This is a genomic window from Thalassospira sp. A3_1 (genome assembly GCF_017744215.1).
In the GTDB taxonomy this organism is placed as follows: Bacteria; Pseudomonadota; Alphaproteobacteria; order Rhodospirillales; family Thalassospiraceae; genus Thalassospira; species Thalassospira lucentensis_A.
Genome location: NZ_JAGHQQ010000002.1, coordinates 706,639 through 724,462, shown reverse-complemented (window position 1 = coordinate 724,462; position 17,824 = coordinate 706,639). Strand labels below are relative to the sequence as shown.

The 17,824-nt window shown below is 54.8% G+C and carries 18 protein-coding genes; 7 read left to right on the top strand and 11 right to left on the bottom strand.

Annotation, left to right across the window (positions count from 1 at the left end):
* Positions 1-3: 3 nt before the first annotated feature.
* The gene (locus J7395_RS10415) at positions 4-813 is read right to left on the bottom strand and encodes a hypothetical protein (protein ID WP_247742082.1); all 810 of its coding nucleotides are present in this window, start codon (positions 811-813) and stop codon (positions 4-6) included.
* Positions 814-1,048: 235 nt separating this feature from the next.
* Here J7395_RS10415 and J7395_RS10410 point away from each other — a divergent pair, with 235 nt between their 5' ends.
* The 3 genes from J7395_RS10410 (at position 1,049) to J7395_RS10400 (ending at position 3,407) form a co-directional block, all read left to right on the top strand.
* Positions 1,049-1,549, top strand: coding sequence for a sigma-70 family RNA polymerase sigma factor (locus tag J7395_RS10410; RefSeq protein WP_097051489.1), 501 nt, complete (start codon positions 1,049-1,051; stop codon positions 1,547-1,549).
* The gene (locus J7395_RS10405; protein WP_209221411.1) at positions 1,546-2,313 is read left to right on the top strand and encodes a hypothetical protein; all 768 of its coding nucleotides are present in this window, start codon (positions 1,546-1,548) and stop codon (positions 2,311-2,313) included. Before J7395_RS10410 ends, J7395_RS10405 begins: the two co-directional genes overlap by 4 nt.
* A 134-nt stretch (positions 2,314-2,447) precedes the next feature.
* Entirely contained in the window at positions 2,448-3,407 is a 960-nt protein-coding gene (locus tag J7395_RS10400) for a hypothetical protein (protein WP_209221410.1), read from the top strand.
* Positions 3,408-3,438: 31 nt separating this feature from the next.
* Here J7395_RS10400 and J7395_RS10395 read toward each other — a convergent pair whose 3' ends face one another.
* The 5 genes from J7395_RS10395 to J7395_RS10375 all read right to left on the bottom strand — a co-directional run bounded on the left by J7395_RS10395 (position 3,439) and on the right by J7395_RS10375 (position 9,064).
* Positions 3,439-4,188 (bottom strand): transporter substrate-binding domain-containing protein, encoded by a 750-nt coding sequence (locus J7395_RS10395; protein WP_209221409.1) that lies wholly within the window; start codon positions 4,186-4,188, stop codon positions 3,439-3,441.
* 178 nt (positions 4,189-4,366) lie between these two features.
* A complete protein-coding gene (locus J7395_RS10390; RefSeq protein ID WP_209221408.1) occupies positions 4,367-5,233 on the bottom strand; it encodes a pirin family protein in 867 nt (288 codons plus the stop codon).
* Positions 5,234-5,428: 195 nt separating this feature from the next.
* Complete coding sequence (wrbA, locus tag J7395_RS10385) at positions 5,429-6,031, bottom strand: NAD(P)H:quinone oxidoreductase (RefSeq protein WP_062953006.1); 603 nt, start codon at positions 6,029-6,031, stop codon at positions 5,429-5,431.
* A 162-nt stretch (positions 6,032-6,193) separates the two neighbouring features.
* On the bottom strand, positions 6,194-7,246 hold the full coding sequence (gene glpQ, locus J7395_RS10380; RefSeq protein WP_209221407.1) for a glycerophosphodiester phosphodiesterase: 1,053 nt from the start codon (positions 7,244-7,246) through the stop codon (positions 6,194-6,196).
* 144 nt (positions 7,247-7,390) lie between these two features.
* Entirely contained in the window at positions 7,391-9,064 is a 1,674-nt protein-coding gene (locus J7395_RS10375; RefSeq protein WP_209221406.1) for a M20/M25/M40 family metallo-hydrolase, read from the bottom strand.
* A gap of 137 nt (positions 9,065-9,201) precedes the next feature.
* Between J7395_RS10375 and J7395_RS10370 the strand changes: the two genes are divergently transcribed.
* The gene (locus tag J7395_RS10370) at positions 9,202-9,618 is read left to right on the top strand and encodes an Lrp/AsnC family transcriptional regulator (RefSeq protein ID WP_209221405.1); all 417 of its coding nucleotides are present in this window, start codon (positions 9,202-9,204) and stop codon (positions 9,616-9,618) included.
* A 16-nt stretch (positions 9,619-9,634) separates the two neighbouring features.
* On the opposite strand, the gene J7395_RS10365 is transcribed toward J7395_RS10370, so the two are convergent.
* Positions 9,635-10,822 carry a VWA domain-containing protein gene (locus tag J7395_RS10365; RefSeq protein WP_209221404.1) on the bottom strand — a complete coding sequence of 396 codons (1,188 nt, stop codon included), beginning with the start codon at positions 10,820-10,822 and terminating at the stop codon, positions 9,635-9,637.
* A gap of 6 nt (positions 10,823-10,828) precedes the next feature.
* Positions 10,829-11,674, bottom strand: coding sequence for a MoxR family ATPase (locus tag J7395_RS10360; RefSeq protein ID WP_209221403.1), 846 nt, complete (start codon positions 11,672-11,674; stop codon positions 10,829-10,831).
* A 229-nt stretch (positions 11,675-11,903) separates the two neighbouring features.
* Between J7395_RS10360 and J7395_RS10355 the strand changes: the two genes are divergently transcribed.
* Both J7395_RS10355 and J7395_RS10350 read left to right on the top strand, forming a co-directional pair.
* Positions 11,904-12,884: an AraC family transcriptional regulator gene (locus J7395_RS10355; RefSeq protein WP_209221402.1), complete on the top strand. Its 981-nt coding sequence runs from the start codon at positions 11,904-11,906 to the stop codon at positions 12,882-12,884.
* 148 nt (positions 12,885-13,032) lie between these two features.
* Positions 13,033-13,875 carry a tetratricopeptide repeat protein gene (locus tag J7395_RS10350; RefSeq protein ID WP_209221401.1) on the top strand — a complete coding sequence of 281 codons (843 nt, stop codon included), beginning with the start codon at positions 13,033-13,035 and terminating at the stop codon, positions 13,873-13,875.
* 3 nt (positions 13,876-13,878) lie between these two features.
* Here the strand turns inward: J7395_RS10350 and J7395_RS10345 are convergent, their stop codons facing one another.
* Positions 13,879-15,129 carry an MFS transporter gene (locus J7395_RS10345; protein WP_209221400.1) on the bottom strand — a complete coding sequence of 417 codons (1,251 nt, stop codon included), beginning with the start codon at positions 15,127-15,129 and terminating at the stop codon, positions 13,879-13,881.
* A gap of 60 nt (positions 15,130-15,189) precedes the next feature.
* The gene (locus J7395_RS10340; protein ID WP_209221399.1) at positions 15,190-15,930 is read right to left on the bottom strand and encodes a TetR/AcrR family transcriptional regulator; all 741 of its coding nucleotides are present in this window, start codon (positions 15,928-15,930) and stop codon (positions 15,190-15,192) included.
* Positions 15,931-16,173: 243 nt separating this feature from the next.
* Between J7395_RS10340 and J7395_RS10335 the strand changes: the two genes are divergently transcribed.
* Positions 16,174-17,526, top strand: coding sequence for a DUF2254 domain-containing protein (locus tag J7395_RS10335; RefSeq protein ID WP_209221398.1), 1,353 nt, complete (start codon positions 16,174-16,176; stop codon positions 17,524-17,526).
* On the opposite strand, the gene J7395_RS10330 is transcribed toward J7395_RS10335, so the two are convergent.
* Positions 17,511-17,756: a DUF2798 domain-containing protein gene (locus J7395_RS10330; protein WP_062952845.1), complete on the bottom strand. Its 246-nt coding sequence runs from the start codon at positions 17,754-17,756 to the stop codon at positions 17,511-17,513. The two genes, J7395_RS10335 and J7395_RS10330, sit on opposite strands and share 16 nt — an antisense overlap.
* Positions 17,757-17,824: the final 68 nt, after the last annotated feature.

Below are 17,824 nucleotides of genomic sequence, written 5' to 3'. Positions count from 1 at the left end.
AGGTCAGGTTGCGTCGGTTGTTGTATCGCCGCCACCTGTATCACCGGTATCAGTGGTATCGTCCGTATCGCCGCCACTGTCACCGGTGTCACCTGTATCGTCTCCCGAATCTCCGGTATCGCCAGTGTCGCCAGCATCCCCGGTGTCACCCGGATCAGGTTCACCATCGTCCGGAGTATCGACATCGTCATCCGGGCGGGTCAGTTCTTTCCAGCCATGAACGATAATGTCCTGTTCAATGTCCGGGTCGATATCCGGCCCGGTCGGCGCCCCAAAGACCCGTTGAATTCCCGGCGGAAGCGCGCCAGCCAGCCCGGGAGCACGCCCGATACCCGGCGGCATGCCGCGTTCTACATCCGCACCCTCTACTCCCGCCGGGCCTAGCCCGCTGCGTCCGAAGGCTTTACCTTTCGACTGCAGGCCGAGGTCCTGTGCTTTTGATTTTGCGGCGGCACTATTGCCCGGGCCATCGGAAGCATCAGCATTTTTACCATTGCCGTTTCCGTTTCCACCGGCATTGCTACTGTTGCCCGGGCCATCGGGACCACCAGGCCCGCCATCGCCGCCAGCACCATTGCCATTTCCGTTTCCACCACCATTCCCCCCGCCGTTTCCGTTTCCGCCACCGTTTCCACCACCATTCCCGTTGCCGCCGCCATTACCATTTCCCTGGGCAATTGCGGTTTTGGCCGAGAAGTCCAGCTTGCCGAAATCAATCGATACCGGCGCGCCGATCACGGCAAAGGTGCCAACACCTAAAAGGACGGCCGTGCAGATGCGGTTACGCATGATTGTTTTTTTTCCGCTTTTCATTTTTTCGTCCCCACCTATGAGGTCCAACCTTGTGGATGATTTCATCCGCTGATTTACAAGGACAACGCGCAGGCTTTCCATTTTCATCCCGCCGATTGAACTTTTTTTTTCAGATTTTTTGAACTGTGATGGAAGAAACAGACGCTCGCGCGCGTTATCTGCATAACAAGACACCAGATTTAAAAAAGATGATCACGGTCGGGAGTTCGGTTTGGAACCGGCAATACGCGCAGAAATGACAGAATTGCTGCCCCGCATCCTGCGATTTGCAAGATCGCTGACCCGTGATGCCGCCGCAGCAGAGGATCTCGTTCAGACCGCCTATATTAAAGCGGTCGAGCGGATTGATCAGTATGAACGCGGCACACGCCTGGACAGCTGGATGTTCCGGATTGTCCAGACCAGCTGGATTGACGAAAAACGGCGCGAGCAACGCCGTGGTGTCGTGATTTCGTTTGAGGACGCGCGTGAGATCACCATGCCCTCGCATGGGCATGGTGGCACAGACCGCATGTTCCTCCAAAAGGCGCTTGGCAGCCTGCCCGAAGAACAGCGCGCTGCCCTGACACTGGTTTTGTTTGAGGGTTACACCTATCGCGAGGCTGGCGGCATTCTGGATATTCCGCACGGAACGGTGATGAGCCGAGTGGCCCGTGCGCGCACCTATCTGGCCCGTCTTCATGACGAGGATGGCACCGAAAATGACGATGAAGACATTCAGCGAGGATCATCATGAGTAATAGTTTGTCAGAACAGGATTATGCCTTGCTGTCTGCATATGTCGATGGTGAGCTTGGTCCGACGGATTGCCGTAAGGTGGAAGACCGGATCGGCAATTGCCCGAGGATGCGACGGCAATTCGAAATCATTGCCGGACAGTCGGTTATGTTGCGCAGCCAGTCCGAACGCCTTTTGAGCGATACGGTATATCCCGACCTGTCAAAACGGATCGCCGATATCCTTGACGGGCAATCCGCAACGGCACCATCGATAACCAATGACGCGCCGTCTGTTGCGATCCCGAAAGCGGCAAACTCCAATACGCGCAAGGCCATTTTTACCGGCATCGGTGCGGCGGCTGCAGTCCTTCTGGCCTTTGTTGGGGGTAGCTGGTTTTCACAAAATATTGCGCCGAATGGCGTAATGTCTGGCACCAATGCGCAGTTTGCGGAATATTCACCGGTCAATAACCCGGTTCTGGATGCTCAGATCAGTGAAACGCTGGAAAACACGCTAAGCGGTACGATCCGCAAGGTATCACTTCACAAAACCGATATTGGTGAAAGCGAAACCCTGATCGAACCGTTGCGAACCTTCCAGCAGAATGGCTTGTATTGCCGTGAATATCAGGTGACATTCCCGTCAGCCGCCACCGAAGCCAATGCCTTCTTCGGCCGTGCCTGCCGAACCGGTTCCGGCATTTGGGAAACGGTTTATCGGCTGATACCGGGCGCTATGGATATGGAAAACCTGTCCAAGGCACCAAAACAGAAGCTCTAATCAACAATGTGCGTTGCGACCACTTTTCAAGTCGCAACGCCCTTATGGTCAACAAGCCCAAATCAAAAGAACGCTTGAAAAAAAGAACACGAGGATCAGGATCGATGTGCTGCTTGACCGCTTCGCGATATGCGATGGCGATTTTTCCTTTTCTGGCGATGGCCGCAACCGCTGGCTGTCAGGTGACCAATACACTCGACAGTTTTTCCCAATCCCTGAATGAACTCAATGACGGCATGTCCGCCTATGCAACAAAACGGACCAATGATGGTCCGGATATGGGATCGGCGAATTTGCCGAAATTCGGAACCGGGGATGCTTTTGTCTTTGACAGTGGCCGGGCGGTGTACGTGACCAAAACGTCGGGGGAAAAAATCTTCTGGAATGGCGGAGGCGATTACAGTTTCGTCACGACGGACGATTTTACCCTGCCTAATCTTGAATGGTCCTATACCGATAAGGAAGGTCAAAAACGATCCGGCACGGCATCCCTTCGCGACGGATCAGAAAGCATTTGGCCGCTGTCATTTGACAAGCAGGTCCGGATTTATACCACGTCGGAAAACATCGATCCTGAAACCGGCAAGCCCGATCAGTATCAACAATGGCTGAGCTGCAGCGTGCCCGCAACGGAAACCGTGACGGTCGAAGCCGGGACCTTTGATACCTATATCGTTGAATGTGCACGTTACTGGCAGCAATGGTGGATGCAAACCACGAAATGGTGGTACGCGCCCGAAATCGGTTATTACGTCAAACGCGAACGCAACTGGAAATCGGGTCAGGACCATAGTGAGGAACTGATTACCTTTGGCCCGGCACCGACCAAAATCCCGGCAGCGGATCGCAAACGCCTTACAGCATTGGTTCAGACAACACTGGAAGATACGCTTTCAGGTAAAACCATGATCAGCAAGGGTAACATTACGATTGCAGTTACCCCGCTTAAAACGGTGCAAACCGACAAGGGCGCTTGGTGCCGCACCTATAGCCAATCCCTGAGCGCGCACAACCGCACCAGCAGCCAGATAAAAACCGCATGCCGCACTGAAAAAGGCTGGATTGTCGAGGATGATGTTGCCGGAAAATCATGACGCTGGCGGATCTTTCGATCCGTTCAGGTGATCAGTATTGCGCGCGGCTCAGCAACCGAGCCAGTTCGCCGCTTTCGTCCAGTTCCCTGAGGGCTGTATTGAAATCCTGCATGATTTTGCCTGCCCTGGGATGGTTCAGGCCGACCACGAAATGCAATGGCATGGTCGACAGCGGCTCGTCGATATGGCCGAAATGACCCAGTTCCAACCCGGCGGCCCGCATGGAATCGCGTGCTTCCGAGCGCGGGGCCACGACAATATCAACCCGCCCGGCTCCCAGAAGTTTGAAACAGGTGCGCATATCGGGCGGTGCATGGCGGGTTGCCCGCCCGGTTGCAAGCATCTGGCTTGTCCTGCCCAGTTCGGCATACCCCAGCGGCAGGCAAAGTGCCGCACCATTCAAATCATCGATGGTTTCAAAATTCTGGCGAGATTTCGCATACCAGCCAAACGCTGACAGGCTGGCAACCGGTTCGGAGAACAGGACCGAGCGTGCCCGGAACGGGGTATAAGCATAAGGGAAAGTGCCTTCAACCTCACCCCTTACCGTCATGTCATAGCCCTGACGCCAGGACCGCCAGATAATTTCAGCATGATCATATCCGGCAATCTCGAATGCGCGGCGGACAATCTCGGTCATGATACCGCCATCGGGCAGATCACGACCGGTAAAGGGGGCAAAGTAATCCCCGGTCACGATCCGGACATGATCGGCTTTTGCCTGCGTCGCCATCATCAGCGACGCGGTCAACACCAGCATCATGACCCATTGTTTTTTCATTCCCGACCCACTCCGCAGGGCATTACTGCCCCATGCATCTTATAGGTTAGGGGCGCAGGTATTTCTTTCAAGCCACGTAAGCTATTGAAATGCCCATCCCACAGTATCGACGGATGTTCGCAAAAGAAAAACCCCGCCAAAAGTTTGACGGGGTTTTGAGAATTTCATGAAGATATTTTCAGGAAACAGCCGCCGCACGGACAAACCGGCCACGCTGGTAATCGTCAAAGGCCTGCATCAGTTCCTGTTTGCTGCTCATGACGAACGGGCCATAGCGAACAACCGGTTCGTGCAACGGACGGGCCGCGATCAAAAGCATCCGCCCGCCTTCGGGACCGCCTTTAAGCGTGATGCTTTCACCATCTTCCAGCACGGCCAGATGATGCGTGGCGACAGCCTGATCGGCGACAATTGCGTCCCCGATAAAGACATAAACCATCGCGGCATGGCCTTTGGGCACCGGCAGGGTTACCTCGCGACCAGCCGCCAGTTTGGCATCGATAAAGACCGGCTTGGTAGCAATGCCATTAACCGGGCCGGTTTTACCCATGAATTCACCCGCAACAAGCCGCAGATCAACACCGTCTTCGGAGCTGAATTCGGCGACGTCGCTACCTTCGATATTCTGGTAACGCGGGGTGACCATTTTATCCTTGGCCGGAAGATTGATCCAAAGCTGGAAACCCTGCAAAAGACCGTTTTCCTGTTCCGGACTTTCGGAATGCAAAATCCCGCTGCCTGCGGTCATCCATTGCACACCACCCGAACGCAGGACACCTTCATTGCCCATGTTGTCCTTGTGGCGCATGGCACCTTCGACCATGTAGGTCACGGTTTCAAAGCCACGATGCGGATGCTCGGGGAAACCGGCAATATATTCGTCGGCATTATCGGTCGAAATTGAATCGAGCATCAAAAACGGATCAAGCATATCGAGCTGCGGCGATCCAACCGATCGTTTAAGCGACACACCAGCCCCATCGGATGTATCCATCGCGCGAAGTACGCGGGCAACGCCACGCGGGGTTTTACCCTGTTCAGACATCGGGTCCTCCTGTCAGCAACCGGAAATGCGTTCGGCTGCGATCCGTGAAACTTTCATACCCCTCAATCTGGCAGAAAACTGTCGCGAAACAATGATCAATCAGGCATCTGATTGTTTCCGTATCCCCCCCCAATCTGGTCAACAAAAAGGCCACGCAGACCTATCTGCGCGGCCTTTCATCAATACTGTAATCCGTCAAACGGCCAGCTTGGCAGCCAGCTCTGCGACGTGTTTTCCCTGGAATTTGGCGATATCAAGCTCATTCTGCGATGGCTGACGCGAACCGTCGGCACCGGCCAGTGTTGTTGCACCATAGGGCGAACCGCCGGTGATTTCGTCCATATTGGTCAATCCCGCACAGCTGTATGGTACGCCAACGATGACCATGCCATGATGCAGAAGCGTAGTATGGGTCGAGGTGATGGTGGTTTCCTGACCGCCGTGCTGGGTTCCGGTCGAGGCAAAGACCGAACCGATCTTGCCGATCAATGCGCCCTTGGCCCAAAGGCCGCCGGTCTGATCAAGGAAGTTGCGCATCTGGGCCGACATATTGCCAAAGCGTGTCGGCACGCCAAAGATGATCGCATCATATTCTGGAAGATCCGAAACCGCAGCAACCGGCGCAACCTGATCGAGCTTCGCACCCGCAGCCTTGGCGACATCTTCGGGCATGATTTCGGGCACACGTTTGACATCGACATGTGTACCCGCCACACCACGCGCACCTTCGGCCACCGCGTTCGCCATGGTTTCGATATGCCCGTACATTGAATAATAAAGAACCAGAACCTTGGCCAATTTTGCCTCCTTGATTAAAAAAAACTGTCGCCTCCAGCATGCGACAATTGCCGCCTTACGAAAACGATCACATTGGAAACAGTCTATTTCGCCCCGTCTGTCCGGGTCAGAACGCATACTGCCCCGAAACTGTTCCGGGGCAGAGGTATTTGATCCTTCCGGTCAGTCCTGTTGCGGCCTTGCCGCCAGATATTCGACAACCTGATCGGGGAAGTCGGTAAAGATGCCATCAATCCCGGCATCATCAAAAATCGCCTTAAGCGCGATATCCATATCACCCGCCCATTTCGGCAACTGATCCGCGCGCAGGGTATAGGGATGGACTTTCAACTGCGCGCGCTGGGCTGCGATCAGGGTTGGCGTCATGATCGCCTTGCCATCCGCACTAAGACCTTCGATGACCTGCGGCAGCCACGGGCCGATACCATCGACGACGCTTGCCATTTCCGCGACACCGTCATCGGTTTTCAGATAATCATAATCCGTGCCTTCGGGCGCACCCCATTTGTTTTCACCCAGCAACTGAACCAGCTTGCCCTGATATTTCAGATCATTCCGAATACGCTTGGTTTCAGCCCAGTCAAAGCACTGGACAAAGGAATTGGATTCCGGAGTGCCATATCCCCAATGCTCCATGATCTTGATGACCGCAGCGGTCACATCCTGCCCCTCGGCCTTGTGCCAGGCCGGGTCCTTGATTTCAGGATAAATGCCAACATCGCGCCCGGTTGATTTGTTAAGCCCCCGGATCATGGCGATTTCTTCTTCCAGTGTGGGAATTTTAAAAATCGCATATTCGCCGGGGAAGCGATCCGGATATACCTGCTCGCCGGTATCGGCTTTGAACCGTTCGGTAACATTCAGGCTTTTGAGTTCTTCAAGCGTGAAGTCGATGGCGTAGTACCGGCCATCTTCACGTTTGCGGTCGGGGAATTTCTTGGCAACGTCGGTCGTGGTATCGATATGGATGTCATGCAGGACAACCGGCACACCGTCCTTGGACATTACCACGTCCTGCTCGATGAAATCCGCCCCCATGCCATAGGCAAGCGCCTTTGCCGGAAGGGTATGTTCGGGCAGGTAGCCCGATGCCCCGCGATGGGCGATCACAACCCGTTCAAGGGTACTGTCCTGTGCTATTGCCGGTGTGATCGACAAAGGCAGAATGGCAAGCGCCGCTCCCAGAATGGCCGCACGGGCAGATTTCATCAGCATCCCATAACTCCTTATTTCCGCATAAGTTTTGCCCAGCATAGTGACGAAACGATGCGGCAGGAACAAGGCAGAAGGCGAGAGCGCAAAGTTTCTTGAAACTGTTACGCCTGATCGCCTTCCATGGATTGCTTTGAAACGGATTGTTCAGCCCAAAAGCTCGCCCGCGATTTCGGCCAGAAAATCGGGCAGCACACAATAGGCATAGGGCGCATAAAGCCGTTCATGACGTTGATGATATTCCCTGCCCCACGGGCCGATATTGACCACCGGATAGGTCAGGGCATTGTCAACCGGACGATCCACCAGTTCAGCTATCGGGGTGCTGGCAGCGATGATTTCGGTATCGCCCGCATCGGTTGCATGGCCGAAAAAGCTCATATCCGATATACCCATGAAATAACCACGGTCACAAATTTGCGTTTCGTGACGACCCTCTATCGTGGTGCGGGCCCGGCCAATCGCATCCAAAAACTCCCGGTCCATATCCTTTGCCATATCGACATGCACGGCCGGATAATGCAGACCGGCCATTCCGGTTATCACCGCGGGGCCGCGCAGATGCGCCTCGGCCAGCATCGCACGGACCAGAATGCGCGTGCGGTTCAGGGGATTGTTATCCCGTGCGGTTTCAAGGGCCACCGCGTCGATCCGGTCAAGCGCATCGCTGCCCCCGGATGCAAACGCCATGTCACGCAATTGGGCAACCGTTACCATGCGCAAGGGAGGCAAAGCTGCCGGGGCGGCTTGCCCGTTGGCTTTGGCATAACGCGCAGCATTGCCTGTGAACTGTTCAAGTGCGCGGTTTCCGGCATCCTCTACGATGTTGGTGAAGTCGCCCATCAGTTCAGCGCAGCTTTTCCCCATCACCAGCCAGTTAAACGCCATCCAGACATGTTCAGGCGTGGTGACTTCGTAAATGTCGCGCACATCGCGGGCCTCAAGACAGACCGGGGGTGGTGCGGTTTCACGCAGACCACGATCACACAGTTCGCTGTTGGCTTCGATCGCCTGCATGATTTCCGATGCGATGGCATGGGCCGAAATGCCGTCAAACGGATAACCGACATGGGTTGGCAAACCGGCAACAAGGGCAAAGGGCAAAAGCTTTCCGACCGAGCCATGGAAAATTGCGCGCCCGATCTCGCCATTGCCGGTATCGCTGCTGGCATCCAGATTGACCCCACCGACAATGGTAAGGCCCCAGCGTGTGATCAGGTCGGGCAACGCGTTACGCAGGCTGCGCATGCCGCATGAATTGCGTTCTTCATCAGGGGTCAGGAACAGGACGACATTGCCCTGCCGGTCCGACTGCTGGCTGAAATGTTCCAGAAACGCGATGCCCGCCGCATCACCGCTTTTCATATCAAGCAACCCGCGCCCAGGAATGAAATCGCCGGTCTGAAAATCGCGCAAGGCAAGTGCCTCGGCATCGCTAAGATTTTCCCGGCTCGAAAGATCGGCAATCAGGGCCTCACAAAGCGTATCCGGGGCAAAGGCCAGATGTTTCAGGTCGTGATAATTTTCAATCGAAACCACATCAAAATGCCCGGCCATTGCCATTGTCTTGCGCCCGGTTCCCCGCACCAGTGCGACAACGCTTTTGGCCATGCGACTGCCACCCGCGACAAGGTGGCTGTCGATCACCGCGATATTGTCGGGATTGTCCTGAAAATAGGGAATTTCGCGCAGGATATCGACGATCAGGCCGGTGATATCGGCTTCCCCGGCACTGCCGGTGACACTGCCAAAACGGGTCAGACGGTCGGCGATTTCAGCGGTGCGGGCATAAGGGGCCCATCGATCTTCCGGCATGGTCATTTATTTGCTCCCTGATGATTTGGCAGCAGGATAAGCTTTGCCGAAATCAGTTAAAATCCCAGTTTGATACAATTTTCGATTGGAAATTGATGTTTCCGTCTGGATAATTGACGAAATCGTCAAATCAGGATGAAATCATGGATGATCTTGACCGTCGCCTCCTTGCCGAACTTCGCGTCAATGCGCGTGCTTCCGTCCCGAAACTGGCACAACTTCTGGGGGTGGCGGCCGGGACGGTTAAAACCCGTATGGACCGCCTGATCGATCAGGGCATGATTGCCGGATTTACCGTGCGCCTGCGCGACGATGCCGCCGATGGTACCATCCGGGGCGTGATGATGATCGAGCTATCGGGCAAGAATGTGAAAACGCTGGTCGCAAGCCTGCGGAAAAATCTTGGCTTTGCCGCCCTTCACACCACCAATGGCGAATGGGACCTGATCGCGGAAATTCAGGTCCCTGCCCTTTCGGATTTTCATCAGGTGGTCACGACCGTGCGCGCCATGGAAGGCATCGCCAAAACTGAAAGCTATCTGTTTCTCGGACCTGCCTGATCTATCAGACGGGTGCCTAGCGGTTCAGTTCTCCCGTCATCCGATCAAGCCCCTCAAGCGTCAGCGGATACATCCGCCCGTCCATCAGCTTGTGCATGATCTGGATCGAGCCGTGATACTGCCACCAGTTTTCCGCCTGCGGATTGATCCAGGCGGCATGTTCGAAATGATCCAGCAAACGTTGCATCCAGACCGCCCCGGCTTCCTGATTCCAGTGTTCGACCGAACCACCGGGATAGGTGATTTCATAGGGGCTCATGGTGGCATCACCGACAATCACCAGCTTGTAATCCGCACCATAGGTCCGGATCACATCCCATGTTGAAACCTGATCGGTACGGCGGCGCGCATTGTCCTTCCACAGCCCTTCATAGGGGCAATTGTGGAAGTAATAATATTCAAGATGCTTGAATTCGGTTTTGACCGCAGAAAACAGTTCCTCGCAGACCTTGATATGGTCATCCATCGACCCGCCGATATCAAACAGCATTAGGACCTTGACCGCATTATGCCGTTCAGGCCGCATCTGCACATCAAGCCATCCCTGTCGGGCGGTTGATGTAATGGTGCCGGGCAGATCAAGTTCATCGGCTGCCCCGGTCCGGGCCCATTTGCGCAAACGCCGCAGGGCCACCTTGATATTGCGTGTGCCGATTTCGACACTGTCATCAAGGTTCTTGAACTCGCGTTTGTCCCAGACCTTGACCGCACGGCGATGGCGGGATTTATCCTGCCCGATCCGCACCCCTTCGGGGTTATAGCCATAGGCCCCAAAGGGCGATGTCCCGGCGGTGCCGATCCATTTATTGCCGCCCTGATGGCGGCCTTTCTGTTCCTCAAGCCGCTGTTTGAGGGTTTCCATCAGCTTTTCCCAACCGCCCAGCGCCTCGATCTCGGCCTTTTCCTCGTCGGTCAGGAATTTTTCGGCAAGCTTGTGCAGCCATTCTTCGGGAATATCGGCCTCGGCGACTTCATCCATGCCGTCCATCAGATCAATCACGCCCTTGAAATGGGCACCAAAGACCTGATCGAACCGGTCAAGATGGCGTTCATCCTTCACCAGTGCTGCGCGTGCCAGATAATAGAAATCCTCGACCGCATAGTTCGCAAGGCCCTTTTCGACGGCCTCCAGCAGCGTCAGATATTCCCGTAAACTGACCGGAACGCGGGCCTCTTTCAGCTTAAAGAAAAAGCCGGTGAACATGATGCTCTAACGCCCTTCGCGCCGCGCCATGAAGGCCAACCGTTCGAACAGGTGAACATCCTGCTCGTTCTTCAGCAATGCCCCATGCAGTGGCGGCACGGCAGTTTTGGCATCCTTGGCACGCAATGCTTCGGGTGGCAGGTCCTCGGCCATCAGAAGTTTAAGCCAATCAAGTAGTTCGGAGGTTGACGGTTTTTTCTTAAGCCCACCAACTTCGCGCATGTCGTAAAACAGGTTCAATGCCTCCGACACCAGACGTTTCTGGATATCGGGGAAATGGACAGCAACGATTTCGGCCATGGTTTCCGTATCCGGGAAGCGGATGTAATGGAAGAAACACCGGCGCAGGAACGCGTCGGGCAGTTCCTTTTCATTATTCGATGTGATGATCACGATCGGACGATTGGCGGCCTTGATGGTTTCCTGTGTCTCGTAAACAAAGAATTCCATCCGGTCGAGTTCCTGAAGCAAGTCATTGGGGAACTCGATATCGGCCTTGTCGATTTCGTCAATCAGCAGAACCGGCGCGCTTTCATCCTCAAACGCTTCCCAAAGCTTGCCCTTGACGATGTAATTGGCAATGTCGTGCACGCGCGCGTCACCAAGCTGGCTATCGCGCAGGCGCGAAACCGCGTCATATTCATACAGCCCCTGCTGCGCACGCGTGGTCGATTTGATCGACCAGGTAATCAGCTTCTTGCCAAGCGATTTTGCAATTTCCTCGGCCAGAACGGTCTTGCCGGTCCCCGGTTCGCCCTTGACCAGAAGCGGCCGCTGCAACGTGATCGCGGCATTGACCGCCACCATCAGATCCTCGGTCGCGACGTAATTTTCCGTACCCTGAAACTTCATTTTGCCCTGCAACATAAGTTGACGTTTACGTTAACCTAGGATGTTGCCGCTCGCAGGGCAAGGGACGAGTTCACGAGCCGCCCGGTTCAACGAGCTTGTGCCGTTAAAGCCAATAGCTTACCATCATTGAAAATCATAAAAATTCCAAACTGTTATAAAGTTCTGGTGCCCGGGGGAGTTACAAAGCTTGCGCCATTGCAATTTTGCAATGCGTCACGGGGATGCTTGTGTGACATATCTTGAGAATCATCAGGTTTTATCATCACGTGATCTGAACGAGACACGTGCCCTTTTGGCTGATCTGAATTCCATTGATTCACTGGACCTGATCGAACGACCTGCATTTTTCGATGTCGCGGTTCGGGGGACTGCCTTGGGCGATTTGCAGGTTTTGCATTCATCCTTTGGCGATTGCCGCATCCAGCTTCGGACACCAGAAAGCGATAATGATGCACTGTTCATGATCATCCCGACCGAAGGCGGCGGCACGGTCCAGCATCAGGGGCGGGATTACACGATTTCGACCAGACGCGGACTGATCCGCGACATGCGCATGCCCCTTTTCGCGAACGAAGACCGGTTTGCCTGCTTTGGCGTCCGGTTGCCAAAAGATATTCTCTCCAAACATTGCCGGATGCTTTTGGGCAATGATGGCTCAGCCACGGATCCAGGCTTTGAAATCAGCCTTGATCTGGCCTCCGCACCGGGTCGGCATGTATGCAATACCCTGAATTACATAGCACAGGCCCTTGATGGTCCTCTACTCAATTCCGACAATTCCATTGTTCTGAGCGGTCTTCAGGATTTGCTTTTGACAAATATCCTGATGATGCTTCCGAATTCCTGTTCAGAACTTCTGCATGGGCAAACGAAATCCAACGCGGTTCCGCATTATGTGAAACGGGCACGCGATTACATCCACGCCCACGCCCATACACCGATCACACTTGAAACGCTGGTACAGCATGCGGATTGCGGTTATCGGACGTTACAAACGGCGTTTAATGCCGCCTATGGCATATCGCCGATGGCGTATCTAAAATCGGTGCGCCTAAGCCATGCCTATAAAGACCTTCTTGACAGCGAGGATGGGGCAAGCGTTGCCGAAATCGCGATGAAATGGGGCTTTGCCCATGCCGGACGCTTTTCGCAAAGCTATGCAAGGCAGTTCGGTGTTCTACCGTCTGAAACCCTGCGCAAGCGACAATAATTTGTGATCGCGACCTGCCGTCCCGGGTAGGTTTGACTTTCTGCAGATCGGGGGTGGAAATGATCGCACCACCGCCTATAATCCCATCGAAATTCGATAAATTTGATGTTCCGGGCAACGGAATGACACCAAGGTTGGGAGAATTTGCATGACCACTATGTCCTTTGCGGATATGGGGCTTGCCGCGCTTAAACGCCGCCAATATGACGCCGCGATCAATATGTTGCGCCAGGCACTTGGCGAGGATGAGGATAATCTTGAAGCACGGTTCGGGCTGGCCCGCGCCCTTCATGAAAAAGGTTCGCTGACCGAAGCACTCGGCGAATATCGTACTGTGCTGCAATCTGATGGAGGCCACGAGGAATGCCTGCATCACATTGCACGCGCGCTGCTTGAAAACGGGGATGCCCGTTCGGCACTTAACCATGTCGATGTCGTTTTGCGTCATCATCCGACCGACCCCGATTTGCTGATTTTACGCGGGCAGGCCCTTCTGGAACTTGAACAGCCCGAATATGCGTTAAGCGCCTTTCAGAACGCCGCCCATCACCAGCCGGGCAATGCCAACATCCACCGGCTGATCGCAACAGCACATCGCGCCAATGACGATATCGAAAGCGAACGCCGCGCGATCGAGCAGCTTTTGCGGATCGATCCGGCATCAATGGTCGCATCGAACGATCTGGGCGTTATCAACCTGCGCGAAGGGCATCTGATTGCAGCCTTTGAAGCGTTCGAACTGATCCTGAGCCATGATCCCGAAAATGCAGAAGCCGCCCTTAACCGCGCTATCACCTTGACCGTGATGGGGGATATGGACGACAAGGCAATCTGGGACCGGGTGATGGAGATCAGTGCCGACCTTGACGGAATCGACGATACCCGAGCACTGGCCGATGACCTTGCAAAACTACCCGGCAAAGACCGGAAAGCCAGTGAAAAGGCGGCAAAACTGATTGCACGTGCCGCCCATACACCGATTGATATCTGAAACTTATGCTGCCGGAACGTCTGCGGTTGCCTGCCGAATGCGCAGCCATCCCAGAATGCCGATCACGCATAGCATTGCGGCGATAAAGCCAAGGAAGAAGGGCGCGTAACTGGCGATCCCGGCCAGCACACCGCCAATCAGAACGGCAGCGGCTTCGGCGAGAACATGGGCCGAACGGTAAACGCCAAGCGCCTGCCCCTGTTCATGTGATCCGGCTGCGTTGGAAATAAACAGGCTGGTCGTCACCTCGCACCAGGCAATACCGAATGCCGCCAGACACATCGGCACAAATATCCACACCAGCCCATCGGGGATCAGGAACGTGATCAGGCCGATCCCCAAAAACAGATGGCCAAGAGTTCCGACACCGATCAGGCCGCAAATCTTCTGCGCACGATCAACCGTCAATCCGGCAAGGATCAGCGGGATCGAAATGATTGCCGAACACATGCCAAGGAAGCTGCTGGTGACGTCGTAATTCTGCACCAGATAGACCCCGAAAAAGGCAAAGAAGATATAAACCGCGATATAGCTGAAGAACGAAATCACATAACCCGGCAAAAGGTCGGGGTCCTTGATCGTCGCCCAGACCGTGCGGGTAGCGGGTGGCGTCATGCCCTTTGGCGTGCCGCGACGGCGCGCATATTCAGGAATGCGCAGGATTACGAATACCACCAGCAGGTTAAAGGCATACATACCAGCGGCAAAATAGAACGGCCAGGAAACGTTAAAGGACGGATGAATGGTCGGGTCGGAGAAAAAGCCGCCCATCAGCGGGCCGATGATCCAGCCGACATTGATCGCGACCGTGATCAGACCAAAATTGCGCACCTTGGTTTCCGGACGGCTGATATCCGATGCAATCGATTGGGCAATCGCCATATTGCCCTCGCACAGGCCCGACACAAAACGTCCAATCAAAACCAACGGCAAATTTGCAGTCGCCACCCCATAGGCGGTCACCAGATAGCCAAGGGCCGCACCGGTCAGCGACGCCATCAGAACTGGACGGCGGCCAAGCTTGTCCGATACCCGCCCCAGCCACGGTGCACCGATAAACTGCCCGATGGGATAAAGCGCCATGGCGACACCCAAAAGTATCGTGCGGTATTCTGTGGGCACCGAGGGATCAAGAAAACCCAGTTCGGGTTTCAGAAACATCGGGCTGAAAACAGGATAAGGCAGGCTGAACCCGGCAAAACCGAACAGCACGGTCAAAAAGACCGCGGACATGGTTTTGGTTTCCTGGGACATGGGGCGAATACTCCGTGGGGCATTTTGGTGGCGGTGGTTAATTGATAGCGTCGCCAGTGGCTATTTCAGATCGGCATAGCGGGCGGCAAGGTCGCGCACGATCTGGCGGGCGTCACCGACATGCCATCCCGCCCCGGCCAAAAGATCGGCCAGACTGTCGCAGAAGATGTCAATCGCATTGCTGCGCAATTCAGTGCCGTAATGGCGGTCGGTTATTTCTGAAAGGGCCAGGGCATTCATGCCAAATGAAAGCCCCCAACTGCCAAGATTGAGGTTGCGGGTCTGCGCGATCACATCGCCCGATACCCCCAGTTCATTGGCAGCATCGGACAGGAAGCTTTGGAACATTTCGGTGATACGTCCGATCCCGGCGAGCTGGCTTTGATGGTGCGACGGGGTTGCGCGCTGCCAGATCGAAGGGGCCAGAGCGAGATATTCGGCCTCAAACCATTGCGGGTGATCAATGGAAAAGCGGATATCAAGCAGGCTTGCGACAATGAACTTTTCCATCGCACTGCCGTCATGAGCACGGGCATAATCGAAAAACCCGGCGCGTTTTTGCCCCGCCAGAATCGCAAGCCCAAGCAGCAAGTCCTCCTTGCTGGCGAAATGGGCATAAAGTGTGCCAACCGAAATATCGCAGGCGCGGGCCAGATCAGACATCTTCAGTTCGAAAAACCCGTATTCCGCAATCAGCTCGCCCGCGCGTTCAAGGATCAGTTCCTCGCGCTGCTGACGTTTTTCAATGCGGTTTGGCCGCTGTCTCAGCGGTTGCTTTTCCGGGTCGTTCGGGGCTGCCATATCCCTGCCTTTTCAATAAATGACGTAAAATCGAATTTGGTTCATTTTTTAACACCAAACAATCGCGAATTTTGCATGGGTGGCATTCATCCGAACACTCAACGGATGCACCCAAACGCAGAAAAAAGGGAACCGGCTTTAACCTCATACGTTTAACACTGGATCGCTGTCCCGGTTTCGGCTCTGCCAACGGGCGGCATTTGTCGCCACGCAAAGCACACGGCAAGAACAGGACCGCAGTAAATGTTTCACCGATTTATCCGGATATGGGAGTTTCTTGGTCACAGCTTGTGGTTTATTCCGCTGCTTTATGCGATTGGCGGTGCCGCTGTTGCCTTGCTGGCAATTCGCCTCCCGGGCGAGGACATGATTGCCAGCCTGCCGGATTTCTGGCCGCGTTTCGGAACGGTTCAAACGGTACAGGACCTGACATCAACCCTTCTTGCCACTCTTGTGACCATGACCACCTTTGCCCTGTCCGTAACCATGGTGGTTCTGACACTTGCCGCCGGATCACTGGGCCCTCGCACCATTCGCAATTTTATGGGTGATCCCAAAACACAAAATGCACTGGGCAGCTTTGTCGGATCCATTCTGTTTCTGATCACGGCCCTTGTCATCATGGGGGGCCAGGGCAAGGAGGATCAGGTCCCGCAAATTGCCGCCATAACCGGGATTATCCTTTTTGTCGTAAGCCTGTTTGTCCTGATTCTGTTTGTGCACCATCTGGGTCGATCCATTGTAGCGGATCAGGTCATCCAGAAAGTCGGCGGAAATCTGGAAGAAACGATTGCATCGTCGCTGGAAACGCTTTCACGACCAATCGACCATGCAGCAGAAGCCGGATGCACCCTGCCTGATGCGGGAACAATCAACCCCAACAGAGCCATCAAAGCCGCAAAATCTGGTTATGTACAGGGCATCGATTATGAAGGTTTGCTGGAGGTTGCGACCAAGGCAGACATTCATATCGCCCTGACAATCCACGCCGGACAGCATGTGATTGCCGAAGACATTATCGGAGAAATCAGCATAAATGCCGCCAATGCAACAGACGACATCGGCGAATACCGGAATTTCATTACCGAACAGATACTGATTGGCAATCAGCGCACCGCGATGCTTGATATCGAGTTCGCCCTGCGCCAGCTGGTCGAGGTCGCCCTGCGCGCATTGTCACCGGGCATCAATGACCCGTTTACCGCAATTGCGGTGATTTATCGTCTGGGCCGGGCCATGCCGCAGGCGATGAATTTTCATTCCCCGTTGGGCCTTTGGCGGGACGAGCAAGGACAGGAACGGATATGTGCCCATCTTTCGGATTTCGGCGAGATGCTGGACGCGGCATTTAACCAGATCCGACAATCGGCAAGCACCAAACCCTATGTATTGTTGCCAATGGCAGAAGTTCTTGAAAGTCTGATCGGACAGGCCAAAACAGCCAAACAGCAGGACACCCTGCGCGATCATGCGCGCCTTATCGGACGGACGGCCGCGCGAAACATTGCCGAGGCGGCTGATCGCAGGGCGGTTGAACGTGCCGTCAACCGTGTCCTGCGACAGCAACAGGCCAAAGACGATTATTCAGCGGCCTGAACACGTGAATGGCGGGTCAGGTTATTTGCGATGCGCGTCACCGTGCCGCCACTGATCAGAACCAGCGAAAAGGCAATAGGCCAGGCAATGACAAATGCCCGCCCCCAGCGCAGCAGAAATTCGGGGTCGATACCAGTATTGATCAGTGTCACCAGCCCGGTCATCAGGGTCGACAGCCAGATCGACATCAGACCGGAAAACACAAAACGATAAAAACGTGCCGGAAGCATGTGAGGCTCCTTTGATTTGGTTCCCGTTTACGGTGGGCATGGAGCGGACAATGCGATAATCTCATTTT

Coding starts and splice junctions, on each gene's coding strand:
- J7395_RS10415 (WP_247742082.1), bottom strand. CDS start 813: ATGAAAAGCGGAAAAAAAACAATCATGCGTAACCGCATCTGCACGGCC.
- J7395_RS10410 (WP_097051489.1), top strand. CDS start 1,049: ATGACAGAATTGCTGCCCCGCATCCTGCGATTTGCAAGATCGCTGACC.
- J7395_RS10405 (WP_209221411.1), top strand. CDS start 1,546: ATGAGTAATAGTTTGTCAGAACAGGATTATGCCTTGCTGTCTGCATAT.
- J7395_RS10400 (WP_209221410.1), top strand. CDS start 2,448: ATGGCGATTTTTCCTTTTCTGGCGATGGCCGCAACCGCTGGCTGTCAG.
- J7395_RS10395 (WP_209221409.1), bottom strand. CDS start 4,188: ATGAAAAAACAATGGGTCATGATGCTGGTGTTGACCGCGTCGCTGATG.
- J7395_RS10390 (WP_209221408.1), bottom strand. CDS start 5,233: ATGTCTGAACAGGGTAAAACCCCGCGTGGCGTTGCCCGCGTACTTCGC.
- glpQ (WP_209221407.1), bottom strand. CDS start 7,246: ATGCTGATGAAATCTGCCCGTGCGGCCATTCTGGGAGCGGCGCTTGCC.
- J7395_RS10375 (WP_209221406.1), bottom strand. CDS start 9,064: ATGACCATGCCGGAAGATCGATGGGCCCCTTATGCCCGCACCGCTGAA.
- J7395_RS10370 (WP_209221405.1), top strand. CDS start 9,202: ATGGATGATCTTGACCGTCGCCTCCTTGCCGAACTTCGCGTCAATGCG.
- J7395_RS10365 (WP_209221404.1), bottom strand. CDS start 10,822: ATGTTCACCGGCTTTTTCTTTAAGCTGAAAGAGGCCCGCGTTCCGGTC.
- J7395_RS10360 (WP_209221403.1), bottom strand. CDS start 11,674: ATGAAGTTTCAGGGTACGGAAAATTACGTCGCGACCGAGGATCTGATG.
- J7395_RS10350 (WP_209221401.1), top strand. CDS start 13,033: ATGACCACTATGTCCTTTGCGGATATGGGGCTTGCCGCGCTTAAACGC.
- J7395_RS10345 (WP_209221400.1), bottom strand. CDS start 15,129: ATGTCCCAGGAAACCAAAACCATGTCCGCGGTCTTTTTGACCGTGCTG.
- J7395_RS10340 (WP_209221399.1), bottom strand. CDS start 15,930: ATGGCAGCCCCGAACGACCCGGAAAAGCAACCGCTGAGACAGCGGCCA.
- J7395_RS10335 (WP_209221398.1), top strand. CDS start 16,174: ATGTTTCACCGATTTATCCGGATATGGGAGTTTCTTGGTCACAGCTTG.
- J7395_RS10330 (WP_062952845.1), bottom strand. CDS start 17,756: ATGCTTCCGGCACGTTTTTATCGTTTTGTGTTTTCCGGTCTGATGTCG.